At 73.5% G+C, this 24,469-nt stretch carries 20 protein-coding genes; 9 read left to right on the top strand and 11 right to left on the bottom strand.

The window, feature by feature from the left end:
* Positions 1 to 83 precede the first annotated feature (83 nt).
* On the top strand, positions 84 to 875 hold the full coding sequence (locus tag ACH4U8_RS28975) for a class I SAM-dependent methyltransferase (RefSeq protein ID WP_379992025.1): 792 nt from the start codon (positions 84 to 86) through the stop codon (positions 873 to 875).
* A 58-nt stretch (positions 876 to 933) separates the two neighbouring features.
* Entirely contained in the window at positions 934 to 1,137 is a 204-nt protein-coding gene (locus ACH4U8_RS28970; RefSeq protein WP_360319512.1) for a hypothetical protein, read from the top strand.
* Between the two features lie 127 nt (positions 1,138 to 1,264).
* On the opposite strand, the gene ACH4U8_RS28965 is transcribed toward ACH4U8_RS28970, so the two are convergent.
* Complete coding sequence (locus ACH4U8_RS28965) at positions 1,265 to 1,573, bottom strand: AzlD domain-containing protein (protein ID WP_360319510.1); 309 nt, start codon at positions 1,571 to 1,573, stop codon at positions 1,265 to 1,267.
* Positions 1,573 to 2,283 (bottom strand): AzlC family ABC transporter permease, encoded by a 711-nt coding sequence (locus tag ACH4U8_RS28960; RefSeq protein ID WP_360319509.1) that lies wholly within the window; start codon positions 2,281 to 2,283, stop codon positions 1,573 to 1,575. Before ACH4U8_RS28960 ends, ACH4U8_RS28965 begins: the two co-directional genes overlap by 1 nt.
* A gap of 82 nt (positions 2,284 to 2,365) precedes the next feature.
* On the opposite strand from ACH4U8_RS28960, the gene ACH4U8_RS28955 reads away from it, so the two are divergent.
* Positions 2,366 to 2,953: a helix-turn-helix domain-containing protein gene (locus tag ACH4U8_RS28955; protein WP_379992385.1), complete on the top strand. Its 588-nt coding sequence runs from the start codon at positions 2,366 to 2,368 to the stop codon at positions 2,951 to 2,953.
* Between the two features lie 61 nt (positions 2,954 to 3,014).
* On the opposite strand, the gene ACH4U8_RS28950 is transcribed toward ACH4U8_RS28955, so the two are convergent.
* The 3 genes from ACH4U8_RS28950 to ACH4U8_RS28940 all read right to left on the bottom strand — a co-directional run bounded on the left by ACH4U8_RS28950 (position 3,015) and on the right by ACH4U8_RS28940 (position 5,381).
* Positions 3,015 to 3,908, bottom strand: coding sequence for a DUF3152 domain-containing protein (locus ACH4U8_RS28950; RefSeq protein WP_395781179.1), 894 nt, complete (start codon positions 3,906 to 3,908; stop codon positions 3,015 to 3,017).
* Positions 3,905 to 4,789 carry a hypothetical protein gene (locus ACH4U8_RS28945; RefSeq protein WP_395781177.1) on the bottom strand — a complete coding sequence of 295 codons (885 nt, stop codon included), beginning with the start codon at positions 4,787 to 4,789 and terminating at the stop codon, positions 3,905 to 3,907. Before ACH4U8_RS28945 ends, ACH4U8_RS28950 begins: the two co-directional genes overlap by 4 nt.
* 79 nt (positions 4,790 to 4,868) lie before the next feature.
* Entirely contained in the window at positions 4,869 to 5,381 is a 513-nt protein-coding gene (locus ACH4U8_RS28940) for a SigE family RNA polymerase sigma factor (protein WP_379992379.1), read from the bottom strand.
* Positions 5,382 to 5,547: 166 nt separating this feature from the next.
* Here ACH4U8_RS28940 and ACH4U8_RS28935 point away from each other — a divergent pair, with 166 nt between their 5' ends.
* From ACH4U8_RS28935 to ACH4U8_RS28925, 3 genes are all read left to right on the top strand, one after another.
* On the top strand, positions 5,548 to 6,849 hold the full coding sequence (locus tag ACH4U8_RS28935; protein ID WP_395781175.1) for a WS/DGAT domain-containing protein: 1,302 nt from the start codon (positions 5,548 to 5,550) through the stop codon (positions 6,847 to 6,849).
* A gap of 241 nt (positions 6,850 to 7,090) precedes the next feature.
* Complete coding sequence (locus tag ACH4U8_RS28930; RefSeq protein WP_360319499.1) at positions 7,091 to 7,657, top strand: NADPH-dependent FMN reductase; 567 nt, start codon at positions 7,091 to 7,093, stop codon at positions 7,655 to 7,657.
* Between the two features lie 552 nt (positions 7,658 to 8,209).
* Positions 8,210 to 8,704: a cupin domain-containing protein gene (locus ACH4U8_RS28925; RefSeq protein ID WP_360319498.1), complete on the top strand. Its 495-nt coding sequence runs from the start codon at positions 8,210 to 8,212 to the stop codon at positions 8,702 to 8,704.
* A gap of 49 nt (positions 8,705 to 8,753) precedes the next feature.
* Here ACH4U8_RS28925 and ACH4U8_RS28920 read toward each other — a convergent pair whose 3' ends face one another.
* Complete coding sequence (locus ACH4U8_RS28920) at positions 8,754 to 8,876, bottom strand: hypothetical protein (protein ID WP_360319496.1); 123 nt, start codon at positions 8,874 to 8,876, stop codon at positions 8,754 to 8,756.
* Positions 8,877 to 9,163: 287 nt separating this feature from the next.
* Here ACH4U8_RS28920 and ACH4U8_RS28915 point away from each other — a divergent pair, with 287 nt between their 5' ends.
* Positions 9,164 to 13,708 (top strand): hypothetical protein, encoded by a 4,545-nt coding sequence (locus tag ACH4U8_RS28915; RefSeq protein ID WP_395781173.1) that lies wholly within the window; start codon positions 9,164 to 9,166, stop codon positions 13,706 to 13,708.
* A 15-nt stretch (positions 13,709 to 13,723) separates the two neighbouring features.
* Here ACH4U8_RS28915 and ACH4U8_RS28910 read toward each other — a convergent pair whose 3' ends face one another.
* The gene (locus ACH4U8_RS28910) at positions 13,724 to 14,746 is read right to left on the bottom strand and encodes an ABC transporter substrate-binding protein (RefSeq protein ID WP_395781171.1); all 1,023 of its coding nucleotides are present in this window, start codon (positions 14,744 to 14,746) and stop codon (positions 13,724 to 13,726) included.
* 311 nt (positions 14,747 to 15,057) lie between these two features.
* On the opposite strand from ACH4U8_RS28910, the gene ACH4U8_RS28905 reads away from it, so the two are divergent.
* The gene (locus tag ACH4U8_RS28905) at positions 15,058 to 16,455 is read left to right on the top strand and encodes an aminotransferase class V-fold PLP-dependent enzyme (protein WP_395781169.1); all 1,398 of its coding nucleotides are present in this window, start codon (positions 15,058 to 15,060) and stop codon (positions 16,453 to 16,455) included.
* A 63-nt stretch (positions 16,456 to 16,518) separates the two neighbouring features.
* On the opposite strand, the gene ACH4U8_RS28900 is transcribed toward ACH4U8_RS28905, so the two are convergent.
* The 3 genes from ACH4U8_RS28900 to ACH4U8_RS28890 all read right to left on the bottom strand — a co-directional run bounded on the left by ACH4U8_RS28900 (position 16,519) and on the right by ACH4U8_RS28890 (position 21,893).
* The gene (locus ACH4U8_RS28900) at positions 16,519 to 18,210 is read right to left on the bottom strand and encodes an ATP-binding cassette domain-containing protein (protein WP_395781167.1); all 1,692 of its coding nucleotides are present in this window, start codon (positions 18,208 to 18,210) and stop codon (positions 16,519 to 16,521) included.
* 65 nt (positions 18,211 to 18,275) lie between these two features.
* A complete protein-coding gene (locus tag ACH4U8_RS28895; protein ID WP_395781165.1) occupies positions 18,276 to 21,239 on the bottom strand; it encodes an AAA family ATPase in 2,964 nt (987 codons plus the stop codon).
* Between the two features lie 75 nt (positions 21,240 to 21,314).
* On the bottom strand, positions 21,315 to 21,893 hold the full coding sequence (locus ACH4U8_RS28890; RefSeq protein ID WP_360319484.1) for a GNAT family N-acetyltransferase: 579 nt from the start codon (positions 21,891 to 21,893) through the stop codon (positions 21,315 to 21,317).
* A gap of 303 nt (positions 21,894 to 22,196) precedes the next feature.
* On the opposite strand from ACH4U8_RS28890, the gene ACH4U8_RS28885 reads away from it, so the two are divergent.
* Positions 22,197 to 24,017, top strand: a complete 1,821-nt coding sequence (locus ACH4U8_RS28885; RefSeq protein WP_395781163.1) for a glycosyl transferase — start codon at positions 22,197 to 22,199, stop codon at positions 24,015 to 24,017.
* A gap of 75 nt (positions 24,018 to 24,092) precedes the next feature.
* Here the strand turns inward: ACH4U8_RS28885 and ACH4U8_RS28880 are convergent, their stop codons facing one another.
* A complete protein-coding gene (locus tag ACH4U8_RS28880; protein ID WP_395781161.1) occupies positions 24,093 to 24,464 on the bottom strand; it encodes a hypothetical protein in 372 nt (123 codons plus the stop codon).
* Between the last annotated feature and the right edge of the window lie 5 nt (positions 24,465 to 24,469).

Genomic DNA, 24,469 nt, shown 5'->3' with positions numbered 1-24,469 from the left:
GCGTCGCGACGCATTCGGCCGGGCCGACGGGCCGGTCGGATATGCGCTTGGCACGGCTGCCGCTTCGCGGTATCGATTCGGGTATGTCACGTACCTTCGAAGATCTGTTGGCCGAGGCCGAGGCGGCCTCCGTGGACGGCTGGGACTTCTCCTGGCTGGCCGGGCGGGCCACCGAGGCACGCCCCTCGTGGGGCTATCAGCGCCTGATGGGCGAACGGCTGGCCGGTGTGTCGGCCGCGCTGGACATCCAGACCGGTGGTGGCGAGGTGCTGGCCGGCGCACCGAAGTTGCCGGCCACGATGGTCGCCACCGAGTCCTGGCCGCCGAACGTGGCCAAGGCGACCCGGCTGCTGCACCCGCTCGGCGCGGTCGTGGTCGCCGACCCGGACGAGCCGCCGCTGCCGTTCGCCGACGCCGCCTTCGATCTGGTCACCAGCCGGCATCCGGCGTCGGTGTGGTGGGCCGAGATCGCCCGCGTACTGCGCCCCGGCGGCACCTACTTCGCGCAGCACGTCGGGCCCGCCTCGGTGTTCGAACTGGTCGAATACTTCCTCGGACCGCAGCCCGAGGCCCGCAAGAGCCGACACCCCGACATCGAGAGCGCCGACGCCCGGGCGGCCGGCCTGGAGATCGTCGATCTGCGCCCGGAGCGATTGCGGATGGAGTTCTTCGACATCGGCGCGGTCGTCTACTTCCTGCGCAAGGTGATCTGGATGGTGCCCGGCTTCACCGTGCCGGCCTACCGGGACCGGCTCCACGAGCTGCACGAACTCATCCGGCGCGACGGACCGTTCGTCGCGCACTCGACCCGATTCCTGATCGAGGCGCGGCGGGCGCGGCCACCGGCGGCCGGGGAAGCGGGTGGGGCCGGGTGAATGGTCCGGCCGGGTGACAGGGCGTAGCCGGTGTGGCGGTCCCGCCGTTGAAGGGGACATGACGCACACTCGACGCATGCTGGCCGCCCTCCTGCTCACCGCGGGCACCGCCGCCCTCACCGCACCGGTCGCCAACGCCGGCACCGGCCAGGACATCGCGCTGAACACCTCGGACCGCAAGGCCCCGGCGGGCCAGGGCTCCCAGACCTCCGATGCCCTCGGAAGCACGATGAACTCGCTGGTCAGCGGCCTCTCGCACTGACCGGGCCGGGCCGGACCGGCGGCGGGCGCCGGCCACCATGCTCCCGCCACCGGTCCGGTCCGCCGCGCCCGCGCACAGCGGCGCGGCGGCGCGAGGCCGGGCCGAACTCCCGGCGGCGGGGCGGTAGTCAGGGCATGCCGGCCAGGCGCAGGAGCGCGGTGGTGGCGATCGCGGTGAGCACCACCACCGGGAACGGTGCGCGGCGAATCGCCAGGACGGCGGCGGCGAGTACGCCCGCGGGCCTGGACCAGCCGGCGAAGTCGTGGCCCTCGGTGAGGGTGCCGACGCCGATCAGCGCGACCAGGAGCACGGCGGCGGCGATCCCGAGCAGTCGCCGCGCCTGCTCGGGCAGGTGGATGCGGTCTCGGGAGAGGGGACCGACCAGGCGGAAGGCGTAGGTCCCTGCGGCGATGAAGGCGATGGCGAGCAGCGGCATCAGGACGGCTCCCGGGGCGGGGTGAGCGGGGGTCGGCGGGGTGGGAGCAGGTGGGGGATCAGCCCGAGCAGGGCCAGGAGTACCGGTACTCCGGCCGGCAGGTAGGGGGTTGCGGCGAGCGTGACGGCGGCGCCGAGCAGTGCCGCGTTGCGGGTCGCGCGGTCGCGGAGCGTGGGGAGCACGAGGGCCAGGAGTACGGCGGGGAAGGCCGCGTCCAGGCCCAGCGCGGTCGGGTCGCCGAGGCCGGTGCCGGCCAGCGCGCCGCCCGCGACGGCCAGGTTCCAGGTGACGAACAGGGCCGTCCCGCACAGCCGGAAGACCGCCCGACGCCGCGCCGGGTCGGTGTGCCGCAGTGCGAACGCCACCGTCTCGTCGGTGATCAGGTGGGCGCCCGCCAGTCGGGTCCACCGCCGGCGCCGGTCGTCGAGCACGTCCGCGACGGTGAACCCGAACGGCACCAGCCGGGCGTTGAGGACCAGTGCGGCCAGGACGGCCGCCACCGGGCTGCCACCGGCGAGGACCACCCCGACGGCGGCGAACTGGGCGCCGCCGGCGAACACGAACACCGACATGACGATCGGTACCCACGGATCGAGGCCGCCGGTGACGGCGATGGCGCCGAAGGACGCACCGACCACGGCGTCGGCCACGCAGACCAGGAGGATGTCGCGGAGGGTGCCGCGATCGAGTGTTCGGTATGACGAACGCATGTCCGGTACAGTGAACGAAGTGGCAGTCGTTCGTCAAGCCGAACGAAACAACTTCTGGAGCGAACACTTGGCCGGTCCCGTCCTGCCCGAACCCACGCCCGCACCCGACTCCCCCGCACCACCCACCGGCCCGATCGCGCTGATCGCGGTGTCGGCCCGGCGCGAACGCGAGCGCGCGAGGTTGTCGCTGACCGAACTGGCCAAACGCGCCCGAATCGCCAAGTCCACGCTGTCCCAGCTCGAAGCCGGCCTCGGCAATCCCAGCGTGGAGACGTTGTGGGCCCTGGCCGTCGCGCTCGGGGTACCGCTGAGCCGGCTGGTGGACCCGCCGCACTCCAACGTCCGGGTGATCCGCGCCGGTGACGGTCCGGTCGCCCACTCGGAGCAGGCCGACTACGCCGCCACGCTGCTCGCCACCTGCCCGCCCCACGCCCGCCGCGACCTGTACCGCGTCGTCGCCCAGCCCGGCGAGCCACGCAGCTCCGAGCCGCACCCGCCCGGCACCGTCGAGCACGTGGTGCTCGCCACCGGCCGCGCCCTGGTCGGCCCGATCGAGGACCCGGTCGAACTCGCGCCCGGCGACTACATCACCTACCCCGGCGATGCCCCGCACATCTTCGAGGCGCTGGCCCCGGACACCTCGGCGATCCTGGTCAGCGAACACGTCTGACCCCGGACCCGGCCGAGTCCGACGCATCGAACCCGGCCGGAATCCGACCCGTGCCGGCCGGTCAGCCGGTCGGGTACGGCCACGGATTCGCGTCGCACACCTTGCCGTTGTCCGCCCGGCGGCTCTTGGTCTGCTGCATCATCACCGGCGCCACGCCGCCCGGCCCGCATCGGGTGCTGTGCTGCCGGCCGAGTCGATGGCCCACCTCGTGGTTGATCAACATCTGCCGATAGGTGCGGATGTCGTCGCCGTACGCGGTCGAACCCTGGGCCCAGCGCCAGCCGTTGATCATCACCCACGGCGTTCCGTTGGCGTTGCAGGACACGTTGGACACGCTGGTGTCGCCCACGATGGGAGAGCAGATCCGGTGCAGCGTGCCGGGACTGGACAGCCGCACCACGAAGGACGCGCCCGCGTCGTCGATGCGATCGAAGGTCAGGCCGTCCCGGGCCCAACTGCGCGAATCGTTGAGCGTCTGCTGCACCATCGCGGCGAACAACGTGCCATCCAGCGCGAGGCCCTCCTCGATCTCCACCCGATAGGCGAGGTGCTTGCCGGTCCCCGGCCCGGTGTCGCCGCCCGCCACCGTGACGAACCGCCCGCCGAGCTTGAGCGTGGGCTCCAACGGGAAGCGCAGACCCGCCAGGGTGTCGGGGTCCTGCGACGCGGATGCCCGAACCGGCAGGTCCCGCTGGGCCGACGGCTGCTCGGGCAGCGGTATCGACTCGGGCGGTCGCGCACTCGGCAGCGGCGTCGCGCCGATGTCGACGGTCGGGGCACCGCCGTCGGAGATCCTGGGCACCACCGCCAGGAGGCAGCACGCGACGGCCGCCACGCCCACCCCGAGCAGCAGGCGACGCACGGCGCGCGGACGGCCGGCGGAGCGGGCGTGGGCGCCGGTTCGGGTGTCGCCGGCCCGCGGCTTGGCCCGACGGCCCGTGCCGCGCCCGCTCACCCGGTCCCCACGAAGGTCGCCGGGAGCCGCCGGGCGACCGGTTCCCAACGTGGGCTCCGGGCGATCTCCGCGCCCTGCTGGTCGGTCAGCGCCGGTCTCGGCTTGCCGGTCTGCGGGAACTTCCCGTCCAGCGGTCCGTTGGCCCAGAGCACCCGCAGCAGGCCCGAACCGACCGACATGTACAGCGCCTGGGCCCGGAAGATGCCGTCCGGACCCTGTACACCCTCCATCGCCACCGCCTGGCCCTCCCGTTCCGGCGCCAGGCACTTGATGTTGTGCTTGAGCCCGAATTCGTCCGTACGCTCGCCCGCGGTCCGCAGGGCGCCTCGACAGTCCGCCAGGTCGCCGGGCCGCAACGACACGGACACCACCCCGACCGGGCCGAGGCCGTCGTCCCGGGTCACCTCGGCCGAGATGCCCGTCTCCGGGGCGTATCCGGTGCGCGCCGCCGACCAGTTGCCCGCCGGCAGCAGGCCGGAGAGCACCGTGCCGAGGTCGCGGGCGAGCGCCGCCCGGGCGACCTCGGTCCCGCCGTCCGCCGCCGGCACGGTGCGTCGGGCCACCGTCGGTACCGGGATCGCCGCCCGCTCGGGATCCGTGTCGCCGGGTTGCAGGGCGAGCGTGGCCGCCCCGCCCACGGCCACCACCGCGACCACCGACGCCACGATGCTCCCGGCCCGGATCAGGACGCGCCGGCGCCCTCGGGACGCCGCGCGGGCCACCACGTCGGCCATCGGGCGGCTGCCGTGGTGGGCCATTTCGTCGTCGAGCCGACGTCGGAAGGCTTGTTCGAGTTCGACGTCGCGGTCGCTCTCGGCGTCGGTTTCGACGTCGCCGTCGGGGCCGACATCGGGGTCGGGGATTGCCTTGTCACGTGCCATGGTCACCCCCTCTCTCGTTCATATCAATGCATGTCGATACCTATGGATGCCCCGGGCGCGGTCGCGCCCGTCGGCCGACTCAGCCCACCAGCGGGTTGACCTCGAGCGTGCCGCGCAGTCGGGCCAGTGCGCGCGGCCCGGCGCTCTTGACCGCCGAGCCGGACATGCCGAGCATCTCGGCGACTGCCTCCACGCTGTGGTCCTCCCAATAGCGCAGGACCACCACCGCCCGATCGCGCGGTGACAGCCGCATCAGTGCGTCGATCAGCGTCATCCGCACGTCCGGGAGATCCGGGTCGGCCGACGGGTCGGGTCGACGCTCCAGCGCCGACGCGTCGATACCGGGCAGTTCGGTGGAACTGCGACGGCGTCTGCCGTCCAGGTACGCGTTCAGGAGCACCCGCCTGGCGTACGCGTGTGGTTGATCGGTGTGTTCGATCCGACGCCAGGCCACGTACAGCTTCTCCAGCGCGATCTGGGTGAGGTCCTCGGCGAGATGCCAGTCGCCGCACAGCAGATACGCCGTCTGACAGAGGCGGTGCGCCGAGGTCCGGGCGAACTCGGTGAACCCCTCGCGGCCCTGTGGGCCCATCCCGTCCTCCCTTCCTGCCGCTTCCGTCCCTGATCAATACGCATCCGACGACCCGGTAGGATGCATGTGGTCTGCGTCACAGGCAGGAAGGACCCGGTGGCCCGCCGCACCGACGGCCGGCCGGACCTGCACGATTCGCCGCGAACCCACCCCGGAGGTTCGGAACGTGCCACCCGACGCGCCGATTCCGCACCTGCCGGCACCCGGCGATCTGCCGTTCGTCGCGCACGAGTGGTTCGGGCATCCCGGCGATCCCTGGTTCTTCGTACTGGTGCGCTTTCGGGGCCACGCGCCGGAGTCGGCCGACCTGCGCGAACTGGTGCGGTCGCGCTGGGAGTCGGTGCCGCGGCTGCGGCTGCGGGCGGGCCCGACACCGACCGGACACCGACGCGGGCGTCCGCACTGGGTCGTAGCCGACGAGCTCGACCCGGAGCGGCAGGTGGTCGCCGCGCCGCTCGCGCCCGGCCCGGACGCGCTGCGCGAGCGGGTCGGCGAACTGCTCGGCGAACCACTGCGGTCGACGGTGGACACGTGGCGGATGTACCTGCTGTCCGGCCCCGAAGTCGACGGGTTCGCCGTGCTGTTGCGGGTGCACCACGCGGTGGCCGACGGAGTCTCGGTGATCCGGCTGCTGGAGCGACTGATGGGCGGGGACGCCGAAACGGGGACAGCGTGGCCCGGCGGTGCGGTGCGCCGGGTGCCGCCGCGCCCGGCCTCGGTGCGCGGTGTATTGGCCACGGCCGCCGGGGTGTTGCGGCGGAACACACGCCTGCCGTTCAACGGGCGCCCGGGCGCCGGGCGGCACGCGGCCTGGGTGACGGTGCTCGCCGCAACGGTACGAGCCGCCCGGCACGCGGCTCCGGGCAGCGTGCGCCCGACCGTCAACGACGTCTACCTGGCGGCGGTTGCCGGGGCACTGCGCACCGTCCCGGCGGGCCGGGCGACCCCCTCCCGTCCCCGCGTCGCCGCGCTGGTTCCGGTGAACATGCGCACGGCGGACGAGGCGTCCCGGATCGGCAACGTGGTGTCCTTCTTCCGGATCCCGCTGCCGCTCGACGAGTCGGATCCGCCGGCCCGGTTGGCCCGGGTCCACGCCGAGACCGTGCGGGCCAAGTCGATCGGGCAGGCCGCCATCGCCCGAACCGCCATCGAGGTCGCCGCCCGATCACCGCTGCCCGCGAGCCGGCTCGCCGGCCTGATCACCATGTCCGCGGGTTATGCGAACACCAGTTGCACCAACATCCCCGGCCCGCGCACCCCGTTGGTCCTGCTCGGCCGCCCGGCGGTCGAACTGGTCGCGGCACCACCGCTGATGGGCGCGCAGAACGTGGTCTTCGGCTTCACCGGCCACGGCGACACCTTCACGGCCGGCGTCACCACCGACCGTGCCCATCGCGAACTGGCCGACCGGCCGGCCCGGGCCCTCGGCGTCGAGTTCGAGCACCTGGCCGCCGCCGCGGCACGCTGAGCCGGGTCGCTCCGCGTCGAACCCGAGCCGACCGGGAACGACGGACCGACGCACGCGTGTCGCGATCGGTCCCCTGTGTGGCATGTCGGGACATCGGTGTCGGCCCCATCCGGGTCATACGTTTCTCCTGTAACCCGGAACGGGCACGACGCCGCCGATCGATCGGGTCGCCGGTCGCTCCGCCGCGACCTCGACGAGGCGCGCCCGCCCGGACACCCACCCCTGCGAAGGAGAACCCGCGATGAGTGACGTCAGGATCCTCGGCATTTCCGGCAGCCTGCGGGCCGAGTCGCACAACACCCTGCTGCTGCGCGCCGCGCAGAAGTTCGCCCCGGGCGGCATGGACATCGAGATATACGAAGGATTGCGGGAGATACCGCCCTACGACATGGATCAGGACAATCCGGATGATCGTCCCGCCGTCGTCGCCGACCTGCGCCGGCGGATCACCGAGGCGGACGGTCTGCTGATCGCCACCCCGGAGTTCAACTACTCGATCCCCGGTGTGCTGAAGAACGCGATCGACTGGGTGAGCACCGACTGGACCAAAACCGAGGGCCTGCCGCTGCTGCGCAAGCCGACCGCCATCATGGGGGCGGCCCCCACCAACTTCGGATCGGTGCGGGCGCAACTGGCCTTGCGCCAGGTGTTCGTCTGGACGCACACCGATGTGATCGGCAAGCCCGAGGTGATCGCCTTCCGGTCGCACGAGCGCTTCGACGACGCCGGCAACCTGATCGACGGGATGACCATCAACCTGGTCGGGGAGTTGCTCGTCGCACTCGCGGAGCGGATCGACGGCAAGTGATCGACCGCCGGACCCGGTCCCGGCGCGACGAGCCGCGGAACAAGACGCGGAAAGAACCGTGCGCCGAGGTCCGGGCCGGGCCGGAAACCGGCAGAAACCGGTCGCGTGACCTTCGGCCCACAGCGGACACTTGGTCAGCGAGGGCGCGCGGCCACCGGCGAGGGACGACGACCGAGCGACCACCGAGCAACCACCGACCCACCCGACCCGGCCTCGGCGGCGACCGCCGAGGTCCGTTCGACCCACCCGGGCCGCCGGGATCCGACTGCGGGGAGCGCCGTCGGGCCATGGTGCGGCCCCGATGCGCGCGAGGGAGGGGTTTCGCCGTCACGGGGCGGCGAAACCCCTCCCGTCCGGCGTCTCGGCACGTGCCGGCGTGTCCGCACCACCGCGCTTGGTGCCTTCGAAATTGACCCATCATTTTGTGTGGGAAATGCACCCCTTCATGGGTCGAAAGCCACCGTAGATTGGTACCAACGAACGCGGAACGGAGCCGAACGACAAGCGGCGCCCACCGTCCGACCCACCTCGTCACACCCCACGGGAGCCACCATGTCCACGCCCGCCTCGAACACCACCGCCGCCCCGATCCTGGTCCGCACCCAGGAGGCGGAGATCGTCCAGGACGGTCCCACCAGCCTGATCACCCTCCTCGCCGACACCCCGGGGATGACCGCCAACCTGGCGACCTTCGACAAGGGCTCCCCCGGCGCGCCCGCCCACTTCCACACCCGGGCCAGTGAGATGTTCCACGTCACCGAGGGCACGATGCGCATCCTGCTCGGTGAGGAGATCGTCACCCTGGAAACCGGCGACTTCCTGCTGGTGCCGCCGCACATGCCGCACGCCTTCGCGCCGGCGCCGGACACCGAGGCGAAGATGCTGGTCGTGTTCACCCCCGGGATGGACCGCTTCGACTACTACCGGCTCCTGGAGCGGGTGCACCGCGGCGAGGCGGACGTCGCCGAACTGCGCGCCACCTCCGAGCGATTCGACAACCACTACGTCGACAGTCCGGTGTGGCGCGAGGCCCTCGCCGGCGCGTGAGGACGCGCTCCGCGCCGATCCCCGCACCGACCCGGGGACCCGTCGATACTCAGGACAGCCGTTCGGTACTCAGGTTCGCGGCCGAGTAGTCCGGCGGATGCTCGGCGTCGGTGCGGCCCGCCAGGATGTGGTGTGCGGGCAGCGGGCCCGGGTGGCACGGAACCGCCGACACGGGGCGGCGGTGCGGGCGGCGGACGGTCGGGTGGTCCGAGGGGTGGGGTTTCACCGTCACGGGGGCGGCGAAATCCCGCCCCTTCTCGGCGTGTTCGGGTGTGTCCCGCCCGAGCAGGGAACACCCCCGACGTTGCGATCGATCCCCTTCGGACACCCCTATCCGGCCCCCTACCGACGGCCCCGGAAGCCCAACCGTCGGTGAGTTGTGGTGGGGTGTCGTCGTGAGCCCGCCCGAAACGGGGGAACGGCGGTGGCCAGGTCGGCCCGACGAGGGGACATCGAACAGTGACGCACGGAGCCGCGCGGCGGTACGACCCGGCCGCCGAGGTGCTGCTCGGGCTGGCGGTGGCGAGCGGCGAACCCGGGGACGCGGGCCGGTTGCGCCATCGACTGGGCGAGACCGACCCCGGCTACCTGGCCGACGCGTTGTTGCCGATCACCGCGCGAATCAAGGCGGTTCGTGATCCCGACGTGCTGGTACGACGGGCCGTGGCGCGCAACCCCCGGGCCACCGCCGCCGACCTGGCCGCACTGCTGGACCGGCCGGACCCGGTGGTGGATCGGCTGGTGTACCGGCATGCCACCGCGTTGCCGTGGATGCGGCGCACGGTGCTCGCCCCGGGCCGACATCCGGATCCGGGCGCGCTGACCGTGTTGTTGGAGGAGATCCGTGCGTGCGCCGAAGACCCGCCGGACCACCCGCACTTCGTCGGCGCAGCCGTGGTCTCGGACGTACCGGCGCTGGTCGAGCACGCGCTGCGCACCGGTGGCCGGCGGCTGACCACGGCCGAGCAACTCCGGGGCATGTTGGGCCTGTTCGTCGACCCACCGCGACTGGGTGGGTTACTCGCGGAAGTCGCAGCGGATCCGGGCAGCCCCGGACCAGGATCACCGTTCGAGACCGACGGCGGCGGCGTCGGTCCGCCGATCGAGGCCGACCGGGGCGGTGCCGATCCGCCGGTCGCGCCCGAGGTCGCCGCGCCGGCCGCCCGCGCCCTGGCCACCGGCCGAGTACACGAGCTGCGGGCCGCGGTATCGGCCGCCGAGGGCACCGGCGGCCTGATCGCGGGGCTGCGCGCCGGCGAGCCGGAGCCGAACTGGCGTCGGGACCTGGACTGGGCCGAACTCCTGGCCGCCCACCGGGCCGAGCCGCTGCCCGAGGCGGCCGGCGCCGCACTGGCCGGGCGGGCCGACTGCCCCGATGCCCTGCTCGCCGAGCTCTACCGGGCCCACCCGGAGTCCGTGGCCCGGGCCGCCCGCCCCTCGGCCGCCCTGCTCGAAGCCGCCGCACACTGCCCGGGCCACCCCGAAGCGGCCCGGATCGCCGCCTCGGCCGCCGCCGCCGGGCTCACCGACGAACGACACACCACCCTCGTCCTGACCACGATCGCGCCCGCCCGGATCGCGGTCGCGACGCTGGCCGAACTCCCCCGCACGCGCCCGCTCGCCGACCTGATCCACCGTCATCTGGGCGGCTCGGCAAGCCGTTGGGCCACCCTGCGGGTCACCCTCTCGCGCCACCGGGGCACGCTGGCCGAGTTGCTGGCCCGAATCGCCGACGGATCCGTGCCCGACGTCGGTGCGACCACCCCGCCGGCCCTGTCCCGGTTCTGTCGGTTTCTGCTCTTCGCCGCCGAACCCGAGGACCTGCGCGCGCTGTTGCCGCAGGCGCCCGACGAGTTGTTGCGCGACCTGCTCGGCAAGGGCCCGCTGCCGGCGCACGCGCTCGACATCGCGCTGGCCACCCGCGATCCGCGGGTCTGCGCCGCCGTCGCGGGCAACGCCGGGCTGGATCCGCGCGAACTGGGCCGGCTGGTCGCACTGGACGAACCGAGCGTCGATGCGGCCGTGTACCGCAATCATCACACCCCGCTGACCCTGCGCCGCACCATCGCTTCCGGCGTGCCGCGCACCCCGGGTCGCACCGAACCCGTGCCGCTGGACCCGAGGTTGCGCGTCGACCTGCTCGACTGTCGGGACCAGCGCCGGCTGACCCCGCTGGCGGTCAGCGGCGATCCGGAGCTCGTGCACGCCGCGCTGCACACCTTCCCGTCCGCCGACACCCGATGCTTCGCGTTTTTGCGGGTGTGGCAGCGCGGCGGCCCGGACGCGGTCCGACGCCTGGTGGAACTGCTGGGCGGCCCGAGCCATTCGAGCCGGATCGCCGGCATCCTGGAGACGCTCGAAGCCCCCGGCGGGCCGACCCGACCCGGCACGTTGCGCGTGCCGTACGAGGATCCCGACGCGCTGCCACGCGTATTCGCCACCGCCAGGGGACGCAACGCGACCCGCCGGCTGCTGGCCACCCTCGTGCACGAGCCGTACGTGTACGACCTGCCGCGCCTGGTCGCCCGACATCGCGAAACGCCGTATCCACCCGAGCCGATCGAGGAACTGCTGCGCCACGAGCACGCCGACGGCGAGCTCGGCCGGCTGCTCCGGCTCGCCCTGGTCAACCGCGCGTGCGGTTCCGGCGCCGAGGAACTCAATCGTGAACCGGTCGACCGGCTGGGCGCCGTCGCGTTCGCCCGCGCCGACGCCGAGTGGGTGAACGACTGCGTCGATCACGACCTGCTGGATCCGATCCGCCTGGTGGACACCGCGTGGCCGGCCGCCGAGGTGTTGCGCGCGTTGCCCAAGCTGACGCCGGAGACGGTCGCCGCGCCCATCCACGCGCGGCTCGCCGAACTGGTGCACACCCACCTGGCCGGCCACGTCGAGGCCACGGTGATCGGGCTCGGCCTGCTCGGCTCGTTCACCGGCACCGTCGCCGAACTGATCGGCGTCGCCGCGACGGCGGCCGGCCCACCGCCAGGGGCCGGGCAACGGGCCCTGGCCGACGCGGAGATCGCCGCGTACGCGCACACCCTCGCCCGGCACGCGCCACCCGTGCGCACCCGCGAGCCGGCCGGACCGACCCTGCCGACCCGACGCGGTCGGCGCAACACCCCGGATCGCGGCTGCGCGCTCGCGGCGGTGCAGGTGTTGCGGGAGATCGTGCCGGACGCGCCGATACCCGCCGACCCGGCCGTACTCGCGGTGTTCGCGGAGACCCTCGAAGCGGACCTGCCCGGCCTGCGCCACCCGGACTGGCTGCTCACCGCGTGTGCGAACGCGCCGGGCGAACTGCCGCGCGAGCGCCTGGCCCGGCGGGATCCGGCCGCCTTCCGGGACACCGCCCCCGCCTCCGTGCGCTACCGCGCGGGCCTGGTCGGGCCGGCCGAGTTGATCGCCACGACACCGGCCCGCGCGCTCGGCGCGACCCGCGATCAGCGCTACTGGTTCGGGGCGGCCCGGCGCCCGCTCACCCGGGCCGTGCGCGCGCTGCTCGCCGACCGACTCGGCCACGAACGCGACCACTGGCTGGCCGCGTTGGCCGCGATGGACACGGACGCGGGCGAACTGCCGCTGCCCGCCCTGCTCGATCGGGTGGCCGCCGGAGCCGACCCCCGGCCCGCGCCCGGCCCGCTGTCGGGCGCGGGCTCGGTCCTGCTCGGCTACGCCGACGTGCACGTGCTCCGCGCCGTGCTCCCGCTGCTGGGCCCGGACGCGGCGGTCACGCTGGCCCGCGAGGCCGAGCAGACCCGGCGCGTCACCGACGACCTGGTCGCGTACGTGCTCGGTCTGCCCGACACGGGTCCCGCGCTGATCCTGGCCGAGGGTGATCCGCGCTCGCCGCACACCCGACGGGTCCGGGACCGGCTGCTGGACCGGGGTGATCCGGTACTGGACGACCGGCTGTACGGCGACGTGAAGCGGCGCGGCGACGTGGCCGAGCGGCGTCGGATCCTGGCCCGCGCGGCCGACGACTCCCGACCGTTGTCGCCCGTGCTGCGCCGGCGCCTGCTCGAACCCGGAGTGTTCTCGAAGTACTGGGCCGACTCGTTGCGGGTGGGCGTGGAGGCGGCCTGCCCCGACGTGGTCGAGGTCGCGCTGGCCGGCATGGCCGGGAAGTTGTCGCTGCTCGACCAACTGCTCGCCGCCCGCAACGTGTTGCGCTTCGGCGGCCCGCACCGACTACGCGCGCTGATCGAGCGCGGCCTGCTCGGCAGCGGCGCCGCCCGGGTCGCCGCGAAGGCGACGGCCGACGGCGTCGACGACCCGATCGAAGCCGGCCTCGCGGTGCTGACCGCGCGGATCGACCGAGAACTGGCGCCGACCCGGCTGGTCGCCAGACTGCGTGCGTGCGAGCGGCTCGCCGATGCCGAACGGGTCCTGGATCGCCCCTACCGACGCGACTGGGCCTTGCTGGTGGGCGAGCACGCCCGCGAACCGTGGCCCGCCGGGGTGCGACAGGCGCTGGTGAACCGACCGGACGCGCCCGACGAGGTCATCCTGGCGATGCCGACCGACCTGCGGCCCACCGAGGCGTTCGCGGCGGCCCGGCGCAGTCCCCGGGCGGCTCGGACCGTCGCCGCGTGGGTGTTGCCGGACGGCGGCACCGCCGAATGGCACCTGGAGGTCGAGCGGTTGCTGGAGGCGGGCCTGCTCACCGGCCACGACCTGGTGCACGAGGTGGGTCATGCCGACCGTGTGCTGCGCTATCTGGCCGACGCCCGGGCGCGGATCGACCCGTCCGAGCCGGTACGGGTGGCGGTGCACGCCGCGTACACCGAGGTCGCCGCGTTGACCGCGGCGCTGCTCGGCACCGAGGACCGGTCCTGGCAGCGCCTGTTCGGCGCGCTGACCGAGCGCGACGAACACTGGCGCCGAGCCGAGGGGCCGGCCGCCGGGGTCGCCGCGCTGCTCGCGTACGCGGCGCGGGAACCCCTGGGACCGGCCGCCGGCGGCAGCCCGGCGCGGGGCCCGGAGGCCGCGCCGGATGCCTGACCGGATCGGTTCGGCTCAGCCGATCAGGTTCTTCTCCAGGTCGCCCAGGATGGAGTTCGCCGCGACCACGCCCAGGCCCAGGTACCAGGTCTCGTCGGGAACCGTGACGGCCTTGCCCTTCTCCACCGCGCCGAGCTTCTTCCACAGCGGGTTGTCGGTCACCCGGGCCTGCGCGGTCTTGTCCGTCGGGCCGTAGGTGCCGACGAAGATCCTGTCCGCGTCGGCCTCGGTGATCCGCTCCTCGGACAGTTCCACCGCCAGGTCGTCGATGTTCTGGTTGGCCGGGCGCGGCAGGCCCACGTCCTGGAGCACGGTGCCGATCAGCGACTTGTTCGCGTACAGGCGGATCTTGCCCGGCATGAAGCGCACCATCGAGATGGTCGGCTTGTTCGCGCCCAGCTTGTCGCCCAGGGCCTTGGCCCGTGCCTGGTAGGCATCCAGCTGCTGCTTGGCCTCGGCGGACTTGTCCAAGGCCGCGGCGTTGAGCAGGAAGTTCTCCTTCCAGGTGTAGCCGGGGCGCACCGAGAACACGGTCGGCGCGATCTTGCTCAGCACCGCGTACTGCTGTTCCGCGCGCAGCTTGCTGCCCAGGATCAGGTCCGGCTTGAGGTTCTCGATCGCCTCCAGGTTGAGGCTGTTGATCGTGCCGACCTTGGCCGGCTTGCCCGCCTTGCCGTCCAGGTAGGCCGGGAGTTCCTGGGAGCCGTCGGTGAACGCGACACCGACCGGCTGTACGCCCAGTGCCGCGACGTTGTCCAGCTCGCCGGTGTCCAGCACGACGACCCGCTTGGGCTGCGCCTTGAGCGTCACGTCGCCCATCGCGGTGCGGATCGTGCGCGGGTACTGACCGGGCGCGGCGTCGGTGCCCAGGCCCGTGCTCACCTGGCCGGCGCTGCCGAAGTCCTTGCCGCCGGCTGCGACGGCGGGCTTGCCGCCGCCCTTGTTCCCGTCGGACGAGTCCGAGCCGCAGGCTCCGGTGAGCAGGGCGGCGGACACGGTCACGGCGACGGCGGCGATCCGGCGGCGGGATATCGGCATGGGTCCTGGTTCCTTGGCGCGTGGGGGGGGACACGGGCCGGGCGCCGGGACGCTCGGCCCGCACTGCTGAGGCGGGGCGATTTCAGGCAGGGCGGTTCTGGGCAACACGATGTGAGGCAGGCCGATCCGCTGAGGCAAGCCTTACCTTTCCTCACCCTAGGGGATCCTTGTCGCGGATCAGCCTTCAGGGGTGAGAACGGGCATCGCCGACGGTCCGGACCGGCCCGGATGGGCGGGCGCGGCGCCGGCGGATCCGTTGACGCGGTCGCGGGTGCGGCGCGAGACTCGGCAGACCGGGGGAGGTGGTGCCGGTGGTGGTCGCCGACGTGCGCGGTCCGGACTTCGACGCGATCCGGCGGGAGGAGTACGGCTACCTGGACGACGAGGGTCTGGTCTACCTCGATCACACCGGAGCGGGGTTGGCCGCGCGCGGCCAGCGGCGGGCGCACGCGGAACGGCTGTCCGGGGCCACCTACGGCAACCCGCACTCCGAACACCCGGCCTCGGTCGCCTCCACGACGTGGGTGCAGAACACCCGTCGGGCGATCCTCGACCACTTCAACGCCGACCCGGACCGGTACGCGGCCGTGTTCACCGCGAACGCCACCGGCGCGTGTCGACTGGTCGGCGAGGCGTACCCGTTCCGTCGCGGTACCCGCCTGGTGTTGCCGATCGACAACCACAACTCGGTGAACGGGATCCGCGAATACGCCCGCGCGGGCGGCGCCCGGACCCACTACATCGGCCTGTCCGGCACCGAACTGCGCCTGGACGACGACGCGTTGCGGGCCGCGCTCGCGCACCGCCGCGGCTTGTTCGCCTATCCCGCGCAGAGCAACTTCACCGGGGTCCGGCACCCCCTGGACTGGATCGGCGTCGCCCAGCGGCACGGCTACGACGTGCTGGTCGACGCGGCCGCGTACGCGCCCACCAACGTGCTCGATCTGGGGGTGGTGCAACCGGAGTTCGTCGCGGTGAGCTGGTACAAGGTATTCGGATATCCGACCGGCGTAGGTTGCCTGCTCGCCCGCCGGGACGCGCTCGCGCGGCTGCGCCGGCCGTGGTTCGCGGGCGGCACGATCGAGGCGGTCAGCGCGCAGGGCAATTGGCATCGGATGGCCGACGACGAGTCCGCGTACGAGGACGGCACCCTCAACTTCCTCGCCATCCCCGATGTCGCGCACGGCCTGGCCTGGGTCGACTCGCTGGGCATGCCCGCCATCCACGACCGGGTCACGGCCCTGACCGCGCACCTGCTCGCCGGGTTGGCCGGGTTGCGCCATCACGACGGCGCGCCGCTGATCCGGGTGTACGGGCCGGACACGGTGCATGCCCGGGGTGGCACGGTCGCGCTGAACATCCTGGACGCCGCCGGCACCGTGATCGACGAGCGGATCGTGGCCCGGGACACCGCCGCCGCCGGGATCTGCGTACGCACCGGCTGTTTCTGCAATCCGGGCGCGGGCGAGGCGGCGTTCGCGATCGGGCGCCGGGCCCTGCGCGGCGCGGTGTTGCGGACGGCCGCCTCCGGCGGGACGCTCGACGACTACCTGACCCGCCTGGGCCTGCCCTCCGGCGGTGCGGTGCGCGTGTCGCTGGGCCTGCCGTCCACGATCGCCGACGTGGACGCGTTCCTCGACTTCGTCGCACGCACCTACCGCGACCGGCCGGCCGACGCCCGGGGACTGGCCCCTCGGCTGCGCTGCTGACCCGCCGGGGCGCGCGCCCGGCGGCACTTCCACCGCGTACGGCGCCCGCTCGCGCGGGTGTGCTCAGCCGCCGGCGCGTGGGCAGCGGCGGGCCAGCACCGCGCAGGTGGCGGCGACGAACAGCACGGCGCAGCCGGTGAGTACGGCCCAGCCGAGCGCGGGCGGGTGGTCGAAGCTGTCGCCGTAGGAGGCCAGCAGCGGCGGGCCGAGCGCGGACCGGCCGTGCGCCCAGCGCCCCGGGAGGTCCAGATCGTTGCCCAGCGCCTCGAACGCCCATCGGTTGGTCATCGCGTAGCTGAGCGTGTGTCCGATCACCGGCATTCGGGGCACCGGCACGAACGCGCCGGAGAAGAGCACCTGGGGAAAGCACAGCAGCGGCAACATCAGCGTGGCCTGGCCCACTTCGGTGACCGCCGCGGACGTCAACAGCCCGAGCGCCAGCGCCGCGGCGGAGGCCAGCAGCAGCGTCGTCAGCAGCGACCCGTAGACCCCCCACGACGCGCCGGGCAGCCGGTCCAGGGCGCGCAGCACGGCGAGCAGCAGCACGTCGGCGAACGCCAGGATCGGCAGCAGCACGGTGAACTTGGCCGCGACGTAGGGTCCGATCCGCAGCACGGTCAGCCGTTCCCGGCGCACGATCGGCAACTCCACGCAGATCTGCAACAGGCCGTAGGTCAACCCGAAGAAGAAGCCGCCGAAGGCGATCCAGAACAGGATCATCGCGGCGCCGGACGGACTCGGGTCGGCCGGGTCGAACGCGCCGGGCCGAAAGAGCATCGCGAACATCGCCACGATCACCAGCGGCGAGCCGACCAGCATCGCGGCGGCCAACCGGTCTCGGGCGATCAGCTCCAGGTCGCGGCGGGCCAGGATGGACCACTGCCGCAACGCCCGGTCGACCTGCGGCGCCGGGCGGTCGACCGCCGAGGCGGGCTTCGGTGCCGGTGCCGACTCGGCTTCCAGGGCGGCCAGTTCCGGTTCCAGTTCGAGTTCCGGCTCGCGTTCCGCGTCCGCGCTCGCACCGCGTGCGGCCACCGCGGCGTATACGTCGGCCTCGGTCTCGACGCCGAAGTGCGCGCGCAGCCCCCTGGGGTCCCCCACGTACGCGAGCCGCCCGTCCGGGGCCAGGAACACCACCCGGTCGCACCGGAGCAGATCGGTGGGGGCGTGCGTGGTCAGCACGACGGTGGTGCCGGCTCGGGCCAACTCGCGTAATACCGCCATCAGTTCCGCCGCAGCCGCCGGATCCAGGCCGGACGTCGGTTCGTCCAGGAACAACACCCGTGGCCGGGTCAGCAGTTCGACCGCGATGCTCGCGCGTTTGCGCTCGCCGCCGCTGAGCGCGCCCACCCGCCGATCCGCGCACCCGGTCAGGCCCAGGGCGGCCAACGTGCGGGCCACCGCGGCCTCCACGCCCCCGTCGATCGGCCCGCGCAGCGCCGCGGCGTAGCGCAGGCTGTGGGCCAGCGGCAACGCCCGGTGCAGGATGTCGTCCTGCGGGACGTAGCCCAGGCCGCGCGCGTCCGGTCGGCCGCCGTCGTGCCGTACCCGGCCCGCGCTGGGTGGTCGGATTCCGGCCAGCGTGTGCAACAGCGTGGTCTTGCCCGATCCGCTGCCACCGGCGACGGCCGAGACCTCACCGGCCTCGGCGACCAGCGAGACATCCCGAAGTACGGTGCGTCCCCCGAGCGTTCGGCTCACCCCGCAGGCCGCCACGCGTACTCCGTGCTCCCCCACGCCCACCCCCGACGGCATGCCCCCGAAATACCGAACGGACCATGTATAGCCCGTTCGCACGCGCAAGGGCACCCCGCTCGGGGCTATCCGACCGGGGGTTGGTCGTCGACCAGGTGCATGCGGTGGGCCAGGGCGGCGGCTTCGCCGCGGGTGGCCACTTCGAGCTTGGCCAGGATGTTCGACACATGCACGCTGGCCGTCTTGACGCTGATGAACAGGGTCTCGGCGATCTGCCGGTTGCTGCGTCCCTCGATCAGCAGGCGCAGCACCTCCCGCTCGCGGGGCGTCAGGTCGCCGGCCTGGTGCGCCGCGCGGGCCGCACCGGTCCCGGGCCGGCCCGGCAGGTCGATCCGGGCCCGGCGGGCCAGCAGTTCGACCTGTTCGCGCAGCGGCGTCGTGCCCAGTCGCCCGGCTGCGGCGTGTGCCCGGGCCAACGCGGCGCCGGCCGCGACCCGATCGCCGGCGGCCACCAGCGCGGCGCCCAGGTCGGCGTGCGCCCGGGCGGTGGGATACGGCTGGGCGGTCGCCTCCCAGGCCGCGACCAGTTCCCGCCACTGCGCGAGGGTGTCGCTGCCCTCGGCCAGGTCCAGGTGCGCGACCAACGTCTTTGCCTGGGTGCGGTCCAGCTCGCAGTGCACGTCCAGCGCGGCGCCGGCCGCCCGGATCCGGTGCAACTCGGCTCGGGTCGACTCGGTGGGCTCGACTCCGGCGTATGCGCGCGCCGCCTCGATCAGCAGCGGGAAGGCGAACCGCTGGTTGCCGACGCCGAAGCCGGCCCGCAGTTCGGCGTCCAGGATCTCGCCGAGTTCGGCCCGTCGGCCCCGGGCCCGGGCCAGCGCGATCTCGGCGCCGGACTGCGGGATGCGATGTTGTGCCTCCTGGTACATGCCGCGGGCGCTCTCCCGGGCGTTCCGCAGGTGGTCGGCGGCCTCGGTCACCTTGCCGCGGACCAGGTGGGCCATGGCCAGCACCCGTTCGGCGTTGCCGGTGGCGCAACCGTCCGCGTCGTGCTCCCGGATCTCCTCCATCGTCTTGGCCACCTCGTCCCAGCGGCCGAGCGAGAACAGGCTCTCCGCGAGGTTGCCCAGGACGAACGCGCCGGTGTTGCGGATCACGCCGCGCTCTCGGGACAGGTCGAGCGCGCGGCGGGCGGCCTGCACCGACTCCTCGTGTCGGCCGACGCCTTCGAGGACCGAGGCCCAGTTGCCGAGCACGTAGACGAGCGTGTCCGGCTTGCCGCCCCGCGCCGCCTCGGCGACCCGGACCGCCTCGCGGCCGTGGGCGAGCGCCTGTGTCTCGTCGAGTTCGCCGCTGCCGGTGAGAAGCCAGGACAGGGTCTGGAGGATGTTGGCGATCAGATCCTGGTCGTCCAGCCGCCGGGCGATCTCCAGGACCTGGCGGGTCATCCGTACCGCCTCCGCCGCGTCTCCCTCCAGGAAGTGCGCGCGGGCGATCCGGATCACCACGTTCGCGTACTCGACCGACTCCCGCCGATCCTGCAACAGCCGCTCGGCGTGCTCCAGTTCCACCATGCCGGGGCCGCGCCCCAGGCGGCTCAGCGTCTTCGCCCGCTGGGTCCACAGCGCCGCCGCCCGAACCGGCTCGCGCTCCTCGTCGACCAGGTCCAACGCCTGGCGCAGCAGGGCCAGTTCGCGGTCGCCGGAGTTGTCGTAGCGGGCCGCGACGATGGCGCCGTCCAGCACCCGGGCCAGCGTGCTGCCGGTGGACTGCTCGGGATCGGGGACCTGGTCCCACATGGTGATCGCGCTCTCGTACAGCGCCCACGCCTCGCCGAACGCGTATCGGTCGGCGGCGGCCGCCGCGGCGACCACGCTCGCCGGCAGTGCCCGGGCCGGGCGGGCGGCGGCGATCCAGTAGCGGGCCCGCCGGTCCACGTGGTCGCGGCGCCACGGCAGCTCGCCGCCCTCGACCAGGGTGTCCAGGGCCTGGGCGAACGCCGCGTACATCCGGGTGCGTTCGCCCGGGAGCAGATCGCCCAGGGCCGCCTCGCGCACCAGCGCGTGCCGGAACGAGTAGCCCTCGCCGTCCGGTTCGGCCACCAGGACGTGTCCGGAGACCGCCGCGCGCAGTGCCGTCTCCAAGGTGTCCGGGTCCAGACCGGCCACCTCGGCAAGCAGTCGGTGCTCGACCCCGATACCCCCCACGGCGGCCAGTCGCACCACCCGGCGGGCCGTCTCGGGCAGTTGCTCGATCCGGATCAGCAGCAGGTCGCGCAGCGTGTCCGAGAGACCGGCGAGTCGGCCGTCGCGGACCCCGGCGGCGAGTTCCTCGACGAAGAACGCGTTGCCCTCGGAACGCTCGAACACCTGCTGGACCAGGGCCCGCGAGGGGGTGCCGCCGAGCAGGCCGCTCAGGTGCTCCTCGACCTGGGGCATGGTCAGTCGGCCGAGTTCGAGCCGGGTCACCGTGCGGGTGCGCTCCAGTTCGGCGACCAGGCGGCGCATCGGGTGGCTGCGGTCCATCGCGTCCGCACGCAGCGTGCCGACCACCAGGATCCGGCCCCGGCGCAGCGAGCGGACCAGGAACGCGAGCAGTTCGCGGGTCGCCGAGTCGGCCCAGTGCAGGTCCTCGAAGGCGACGATCAGGGTGCGGTCCTCGCCGATCCGCTCCAGCAGACGCAGCGCCGACTCGTACAGCCGGGCCCGCTCGGGCGCCGGGCCGGGGCCGGGTTCGGCGGCCAGGGTCGGCGAGATCCAGGCCAGTTCGCGGCGCCGGTCGCCCATCGCCTCCTCGAAGTCGGCGCCGAGCGCGTCGGCGAGGGCGCGCAGGATCGCCGAGAACGGCGCGAAGGGCAGTCCCTCGGCGCCCAATTCGAGACACGCGCCGACCGCGACCGAGGTCGGCTCGGGACGCCCCGTCGCCTGGGCCAGGAACTCCTCCAGCAACCGGGTCTTGCCGACCCCGGCCTCGCCGGTGGTCAGCACCACCCGGGGCTCACCGCGATCGACCTCACGCAGCACCTCGACCAGTCGCCCGATCTCGGGCTCGCGTCCGACGAACAGCGGCACCCCGCCAAAAACAGTCACACCCGCCAGCCTCCCACGCGCCCCACCTGCACGAACGAACCGGGTCGGGGCGAACGACGCGGTGCGGTTCGGGGCTCAGTCGGTGGTCCGGCCGGGGGCGGCCGCGCTCCACCCGGCCCGGGTCAGGGTGTACTCCACCTCTCCCTGCTCGGCGCCCTCGATCGGCTCGGCCCAGTCGCCGAACCAGGTGCGGACGAAGGTCAGCCCGGTCTTTTCCAGCACCCGTCGGGAGCGCGTGTTCACCGTCATCGTGTTGGCGGTCACCACCCGCACGCCGAGTTCGGCGAAGCCCTTGTCGACCAACGCCCGCGCGCCCTCGGTGGCGTAGCCCAGCCCCCACGCGGCGCGACACAGCCGGTAGCCCAGTTCGACCACGTCCGCGCCGTCCTCGGCGACCGGCCGCAGTTCGAACCAACCGACGAAGCGCCCGCCGGTCCGTTCCCGCGCGGCCCAGAAGCCGCGATTGCCCCAGGCCGGGTAGTCCCGCATGACCAGCGGCAGGACCCGATCGCGAACGGTCTCGGGCGCGGTCGGCCGGCCGCCGGTGAGGTAGCGCATCACTTCCGGATCGCGGCCCAGCTCGATCAGGTGCGGCAGGTCGGCCGCGGTGAACGGGCGCAGTTCCAGCCGCGGCGTCTCCAGGAAAATCGACATCCGGCCATCCTCACCGACCGTGCCCGGTCGAGCCGGCGAATTTCCCCCGGGCCCGCCCCGCCCGCACCCCGCCGTCCGGACGACCGGCCGGTCCTCGTAGCATGGCCGGCGATCGACCGCCGTAGCGCGCCCCGCCGGGTGCTTCGGTCCCGGTACGCGCCGCGGGGATCACCCCCATCGGTCGAGATGCGCCTCGTCGCCTCTCCCGACCGGGTGCCGCAGCGCGTTCGCCCGGGACCGGCACCGCGCCGGGACCGCGCCCACGCCCGTGACGGGCAGCACCCCCGGAAGGACCCGACACCCATGCCCGTCGCCGAGCGGCAACGCATCGATCCCCGAGCCCTCGTGCGCGGGATCTCCCTTCGCGGACTGCGCGGCGGCCGGGCGGTGGACTGGTGGGTCGGCGCCCTGTTCCTGGGCCTGGCGTTCTGGTTGTACAAGGATCTGTGGGCCGACCTGGACCGCGCCTATCTGGTCAACGGCGGCCAGGACCAGAACATGTGGGAGTGGTTCTTCGACGCCACCGCCGACGCGGTCCGCAACTTCCGCGACCCGCTGGTCTCGGATCTGCAGAACCATCCGCTGGGCGTGAACATGATGGCCAACACGGCCATGCTCGGCCTCGGCATCCCACTGACCCCGGTCACCCTGCTCTTCGGCCCCACCACCACCTGGGCCCTGGTGCTCACCGGTGGCCTGGCCGGCACCGCGTTCGCCTGGTACCGGTTGCTGGCCCGCCGACTGGTGCGCGCCAAGCCGGCCGCGGCGGTGGGCGGCGCGCTGTGCGGCTTCGCGCCGCCGATCGTCTCGCATGCCAACGCGCATCCGAACTTCGTGGTGTTGTTCATGATCCCGCCGATCATCGAGCTGCTGATCCGGCTGTGGCAGGGCGAGCGGCCGATCCGCAACGGCGTGTTGCTCGGGTTGTCGATCGCCTTCCAGATCTTCATCGGCGAGGAGCCGCTGTTGTTCGCGGCGGTGGGCCTGGTGGTGTTCGGGATCGTGTACGCGCTCAACGCACCGGGCGCGGCGCGGGCGGCGGCCCGGCCGCTGGGCACCGGGCTGGTGATCGGCGCGGCGGTGTCGCTGGTGCTGGTCGCCTACCCGCTGTGGGTGCAGTTCTTCGGGCCGCAGCACTACTCCACGCTCGACCACGAGTCGGGCAACGACCTGGCCGCGTTCACCGCGTACGCGAGCGACTCGCTCGGCGGCGACCGGGCGGGCGCGGCGGTGCTGTCCGAGGGGACCACCGAGGAGAACGCGTTCTTCGGCTGGCCCCTGGTGATCCTCGCCGTGTTCCTGGTCGCCTGGCTGCGCCGGCTCGCCGTCGTGCGCGCCGCCGCGGTCACCGCGGCGGTGGCGGCGCTGCTGTCGCTGGGCCTGGACATCGTGGTCGACCACGACGACACCGGCCTGCCGGGCCCGTGGCGGGTGCTGAACGAACTGCCGCTGTTCGAGTCGATCCTGGAATCGCGCTTCGCGCTGGTCTGTGTGCCGGCCGTCGCGGTGCTGCTCGCGCTGGCCACCGACCGGGTCCTCGACTCGGCCCGGTCGGTGCGGGCCGTGCCCGAGGGGCACCCGGGACGCGGGGTCCCGGTCCGGCTGGTCTGGGCGGCGGCGCTGACCATGGCGCTGCTGCCGATCCTGCCCACGCCGCTGGACGTCCGGGACCGGCCGCCGGTGCCGAAGTTCTTCGCCGACGGCGGGTGGCGGCCCTACGTGGACGACGGATCCGTCGTGGTGGTGCCGCTGCCCAGCGTCGGCGACGCCGCCGCGCTGCACTGGCAGAGCGTGGCCGAGCTGGGCTTTCCGCTCGCGGAGGGCTACTTCGTCGGCCCGTGGGGGCCCGATCGCATCGGCGTCTACGGGGCGGACTACAGCCCGACCTCGGCGCTGCTCGGCCGGGTCGCCGCGGAGGGCACGGTCCCGGAGATCACCGAGGACCGGCGCCGCGAGGCCCGGGCGGACCTGGCCCGCTGGCGGGCCGACGTGGTGGTGTTGCCCGCGCACCGGCACCGGGCCGAACTCGCGGACACGCTCACCGCGCTGCTGGGCCCGGGTCGGCAGGTGGCGGACGTACAGGTGTGGGACGTGCGAAACGTGGACGGGGCGGCGGCGCGGTAGAGGTCGCCCGAAGGCCCGGACCGCGGTCGCCCGTGGGACCGATGGCACGCGTGGGCGACCGGTGCCGCCGGGGCGTCAGCGGACCTCGGTGGCGGTCGCCGCCTCGGCCAGTTCGATCCTGAGCACCCGTTCGGCCGAGTCGCCGGCGAGCTCCGCGCCGGGACGCTCCAGCCGGTAGCTCAACGTCACGTCGCCGCCCGCGTGCGGCAGGATCTCGGCGGCCGGGACCTTGAACACGACCGGTCGACCGAGCGCGTGCCCGGTGATCGGCACGGACACGGTGAAGGCCGCGGTGTCCGGGCCGTGCCAGGACAGGGTCAGCAGGTCGCCCACGGCCATGTCGGGATACGGGGCCACCCGGACGGTCGCCTCCAGCGGGACGTGCCGGGCATCGAGGACGTCCGCGACGGCGTGGTCGACGGTGGGCGGCGGCAGCGGATCGGGCATCCCGG

This window comes from Embleya sp. NPDC020886 (genome assembly GCF_044333915.1).
Classification (GTDB): Bacteria; Actinomycetota; Actinomycetes; order Streptomycetales; family Streptomycetaceae; genus Embleya.
This window is presented reverse-complemented; position numbering and strand designations above follow the sequence as displayed.

What these genes read in the sequence shown, in the direction of transcription:
- ACH4U8_RS28975 (WP_379992025.1), top strand. Translation starts at nt 84, where the DNA reads ATGTCACGTACCTTCGAAGATCTGTTGGCCGAGGCCGAGGCGGCCTCC.
- ACH4U8_RS28970 (WP_360319512.1), top strand. Translation starts at nt 934, where the DNA reads ATGACGCACACTCGACGCATGCTGGCCGCCCTCCTGCTCACCGCGGGC.
- ACH4U8_RS28965 (WP_360319510.1), bottom strand. Translation starts at nt 1,573, where the DNA reads ATGCCGCTGCTCGCCATCGCCTTCATCGCCGCAGGGACCTACGCCTTC.
- ACH4U8_RS28960 (WP_360319509.1), bottom strand. Translation starts at nt 2,283, where the DNA reads ATGCGTTCGTCATACCGAACACTCGATCGCGGCACCCTCCGCGACATC.
- ACH4U8_RS28945 (WP_395781177.1), bottom strand. Translation starts at nt 4,789, where the DNA reads ATGGCACGTGACAAGGCAATCCCCGACCCCGATGTCGGCCCCGACGGC.
- ACH4U8_RS28940 (WP_379992379.1), bottom strand. Translation starts at nt 5,381, where the DNA reads ATGGGCCCACAGGGCCGCGAGGGGTTCACCGAGTTCGCCCGGACCTCG.
- ACH4U8_RS28930 (WP_360319499.1), top strand. Translation starts at nt 7,091, where the DNA reads ATGAGTGACGTCAGGATCCTCGGCATTTCCGGCAGCCTGCGGGCCGAG.
- ACH4U8_RS28925 (WP_360319498.1), top strand. Translation starts at nt 8,210, where the DNA reads ATGTCCACGCCCGCCTCGAACACCACCGCCGCCCCGATCCTGGTCCGC.
- ACH4U8_RS28910 (WP_395781171.1), bottom strand. Translation starts at nt 14,746, where the DNA reads ATGCCGATATCCCGCCGCCGGATCGCCGCCGTCGCCGTGACCGTGTCC.
- ACH4U8_RS28900 (WP_395781167.1), bottom strand. Translation starts at nt 18,210, where the DNA reads ATGCCGTCGGGGGTGGGCGTGGGGGAGCACGGAGTACGCGTGGCGGCC.
- ACH4U8_RS28890 (WP_360319484.1), bottom strand. Translation starts at nt 21,893, where the DNA reads ATGTCGATTTTCCTGGAGACGCCGCGGCTGGAACTGCGCCCGTTCACC.
- ACH4U8_RS28885 (WP_395781163.1), top strand. Translation starts at nt 22,197, where the DNA reads ATGCCCGTCGCCGAGCGGCAACGCATCGATCCCCGAGCCCTCGTGCGC.
- ACH4U8_RS28880 (WP_395781161.1), bottom strand. Translation starts at nt 24,464, where the DNA reads ATGCCCGATCCGCTGCCGCCGCCCACCGTCGACCACGCCGTCGCGGAC.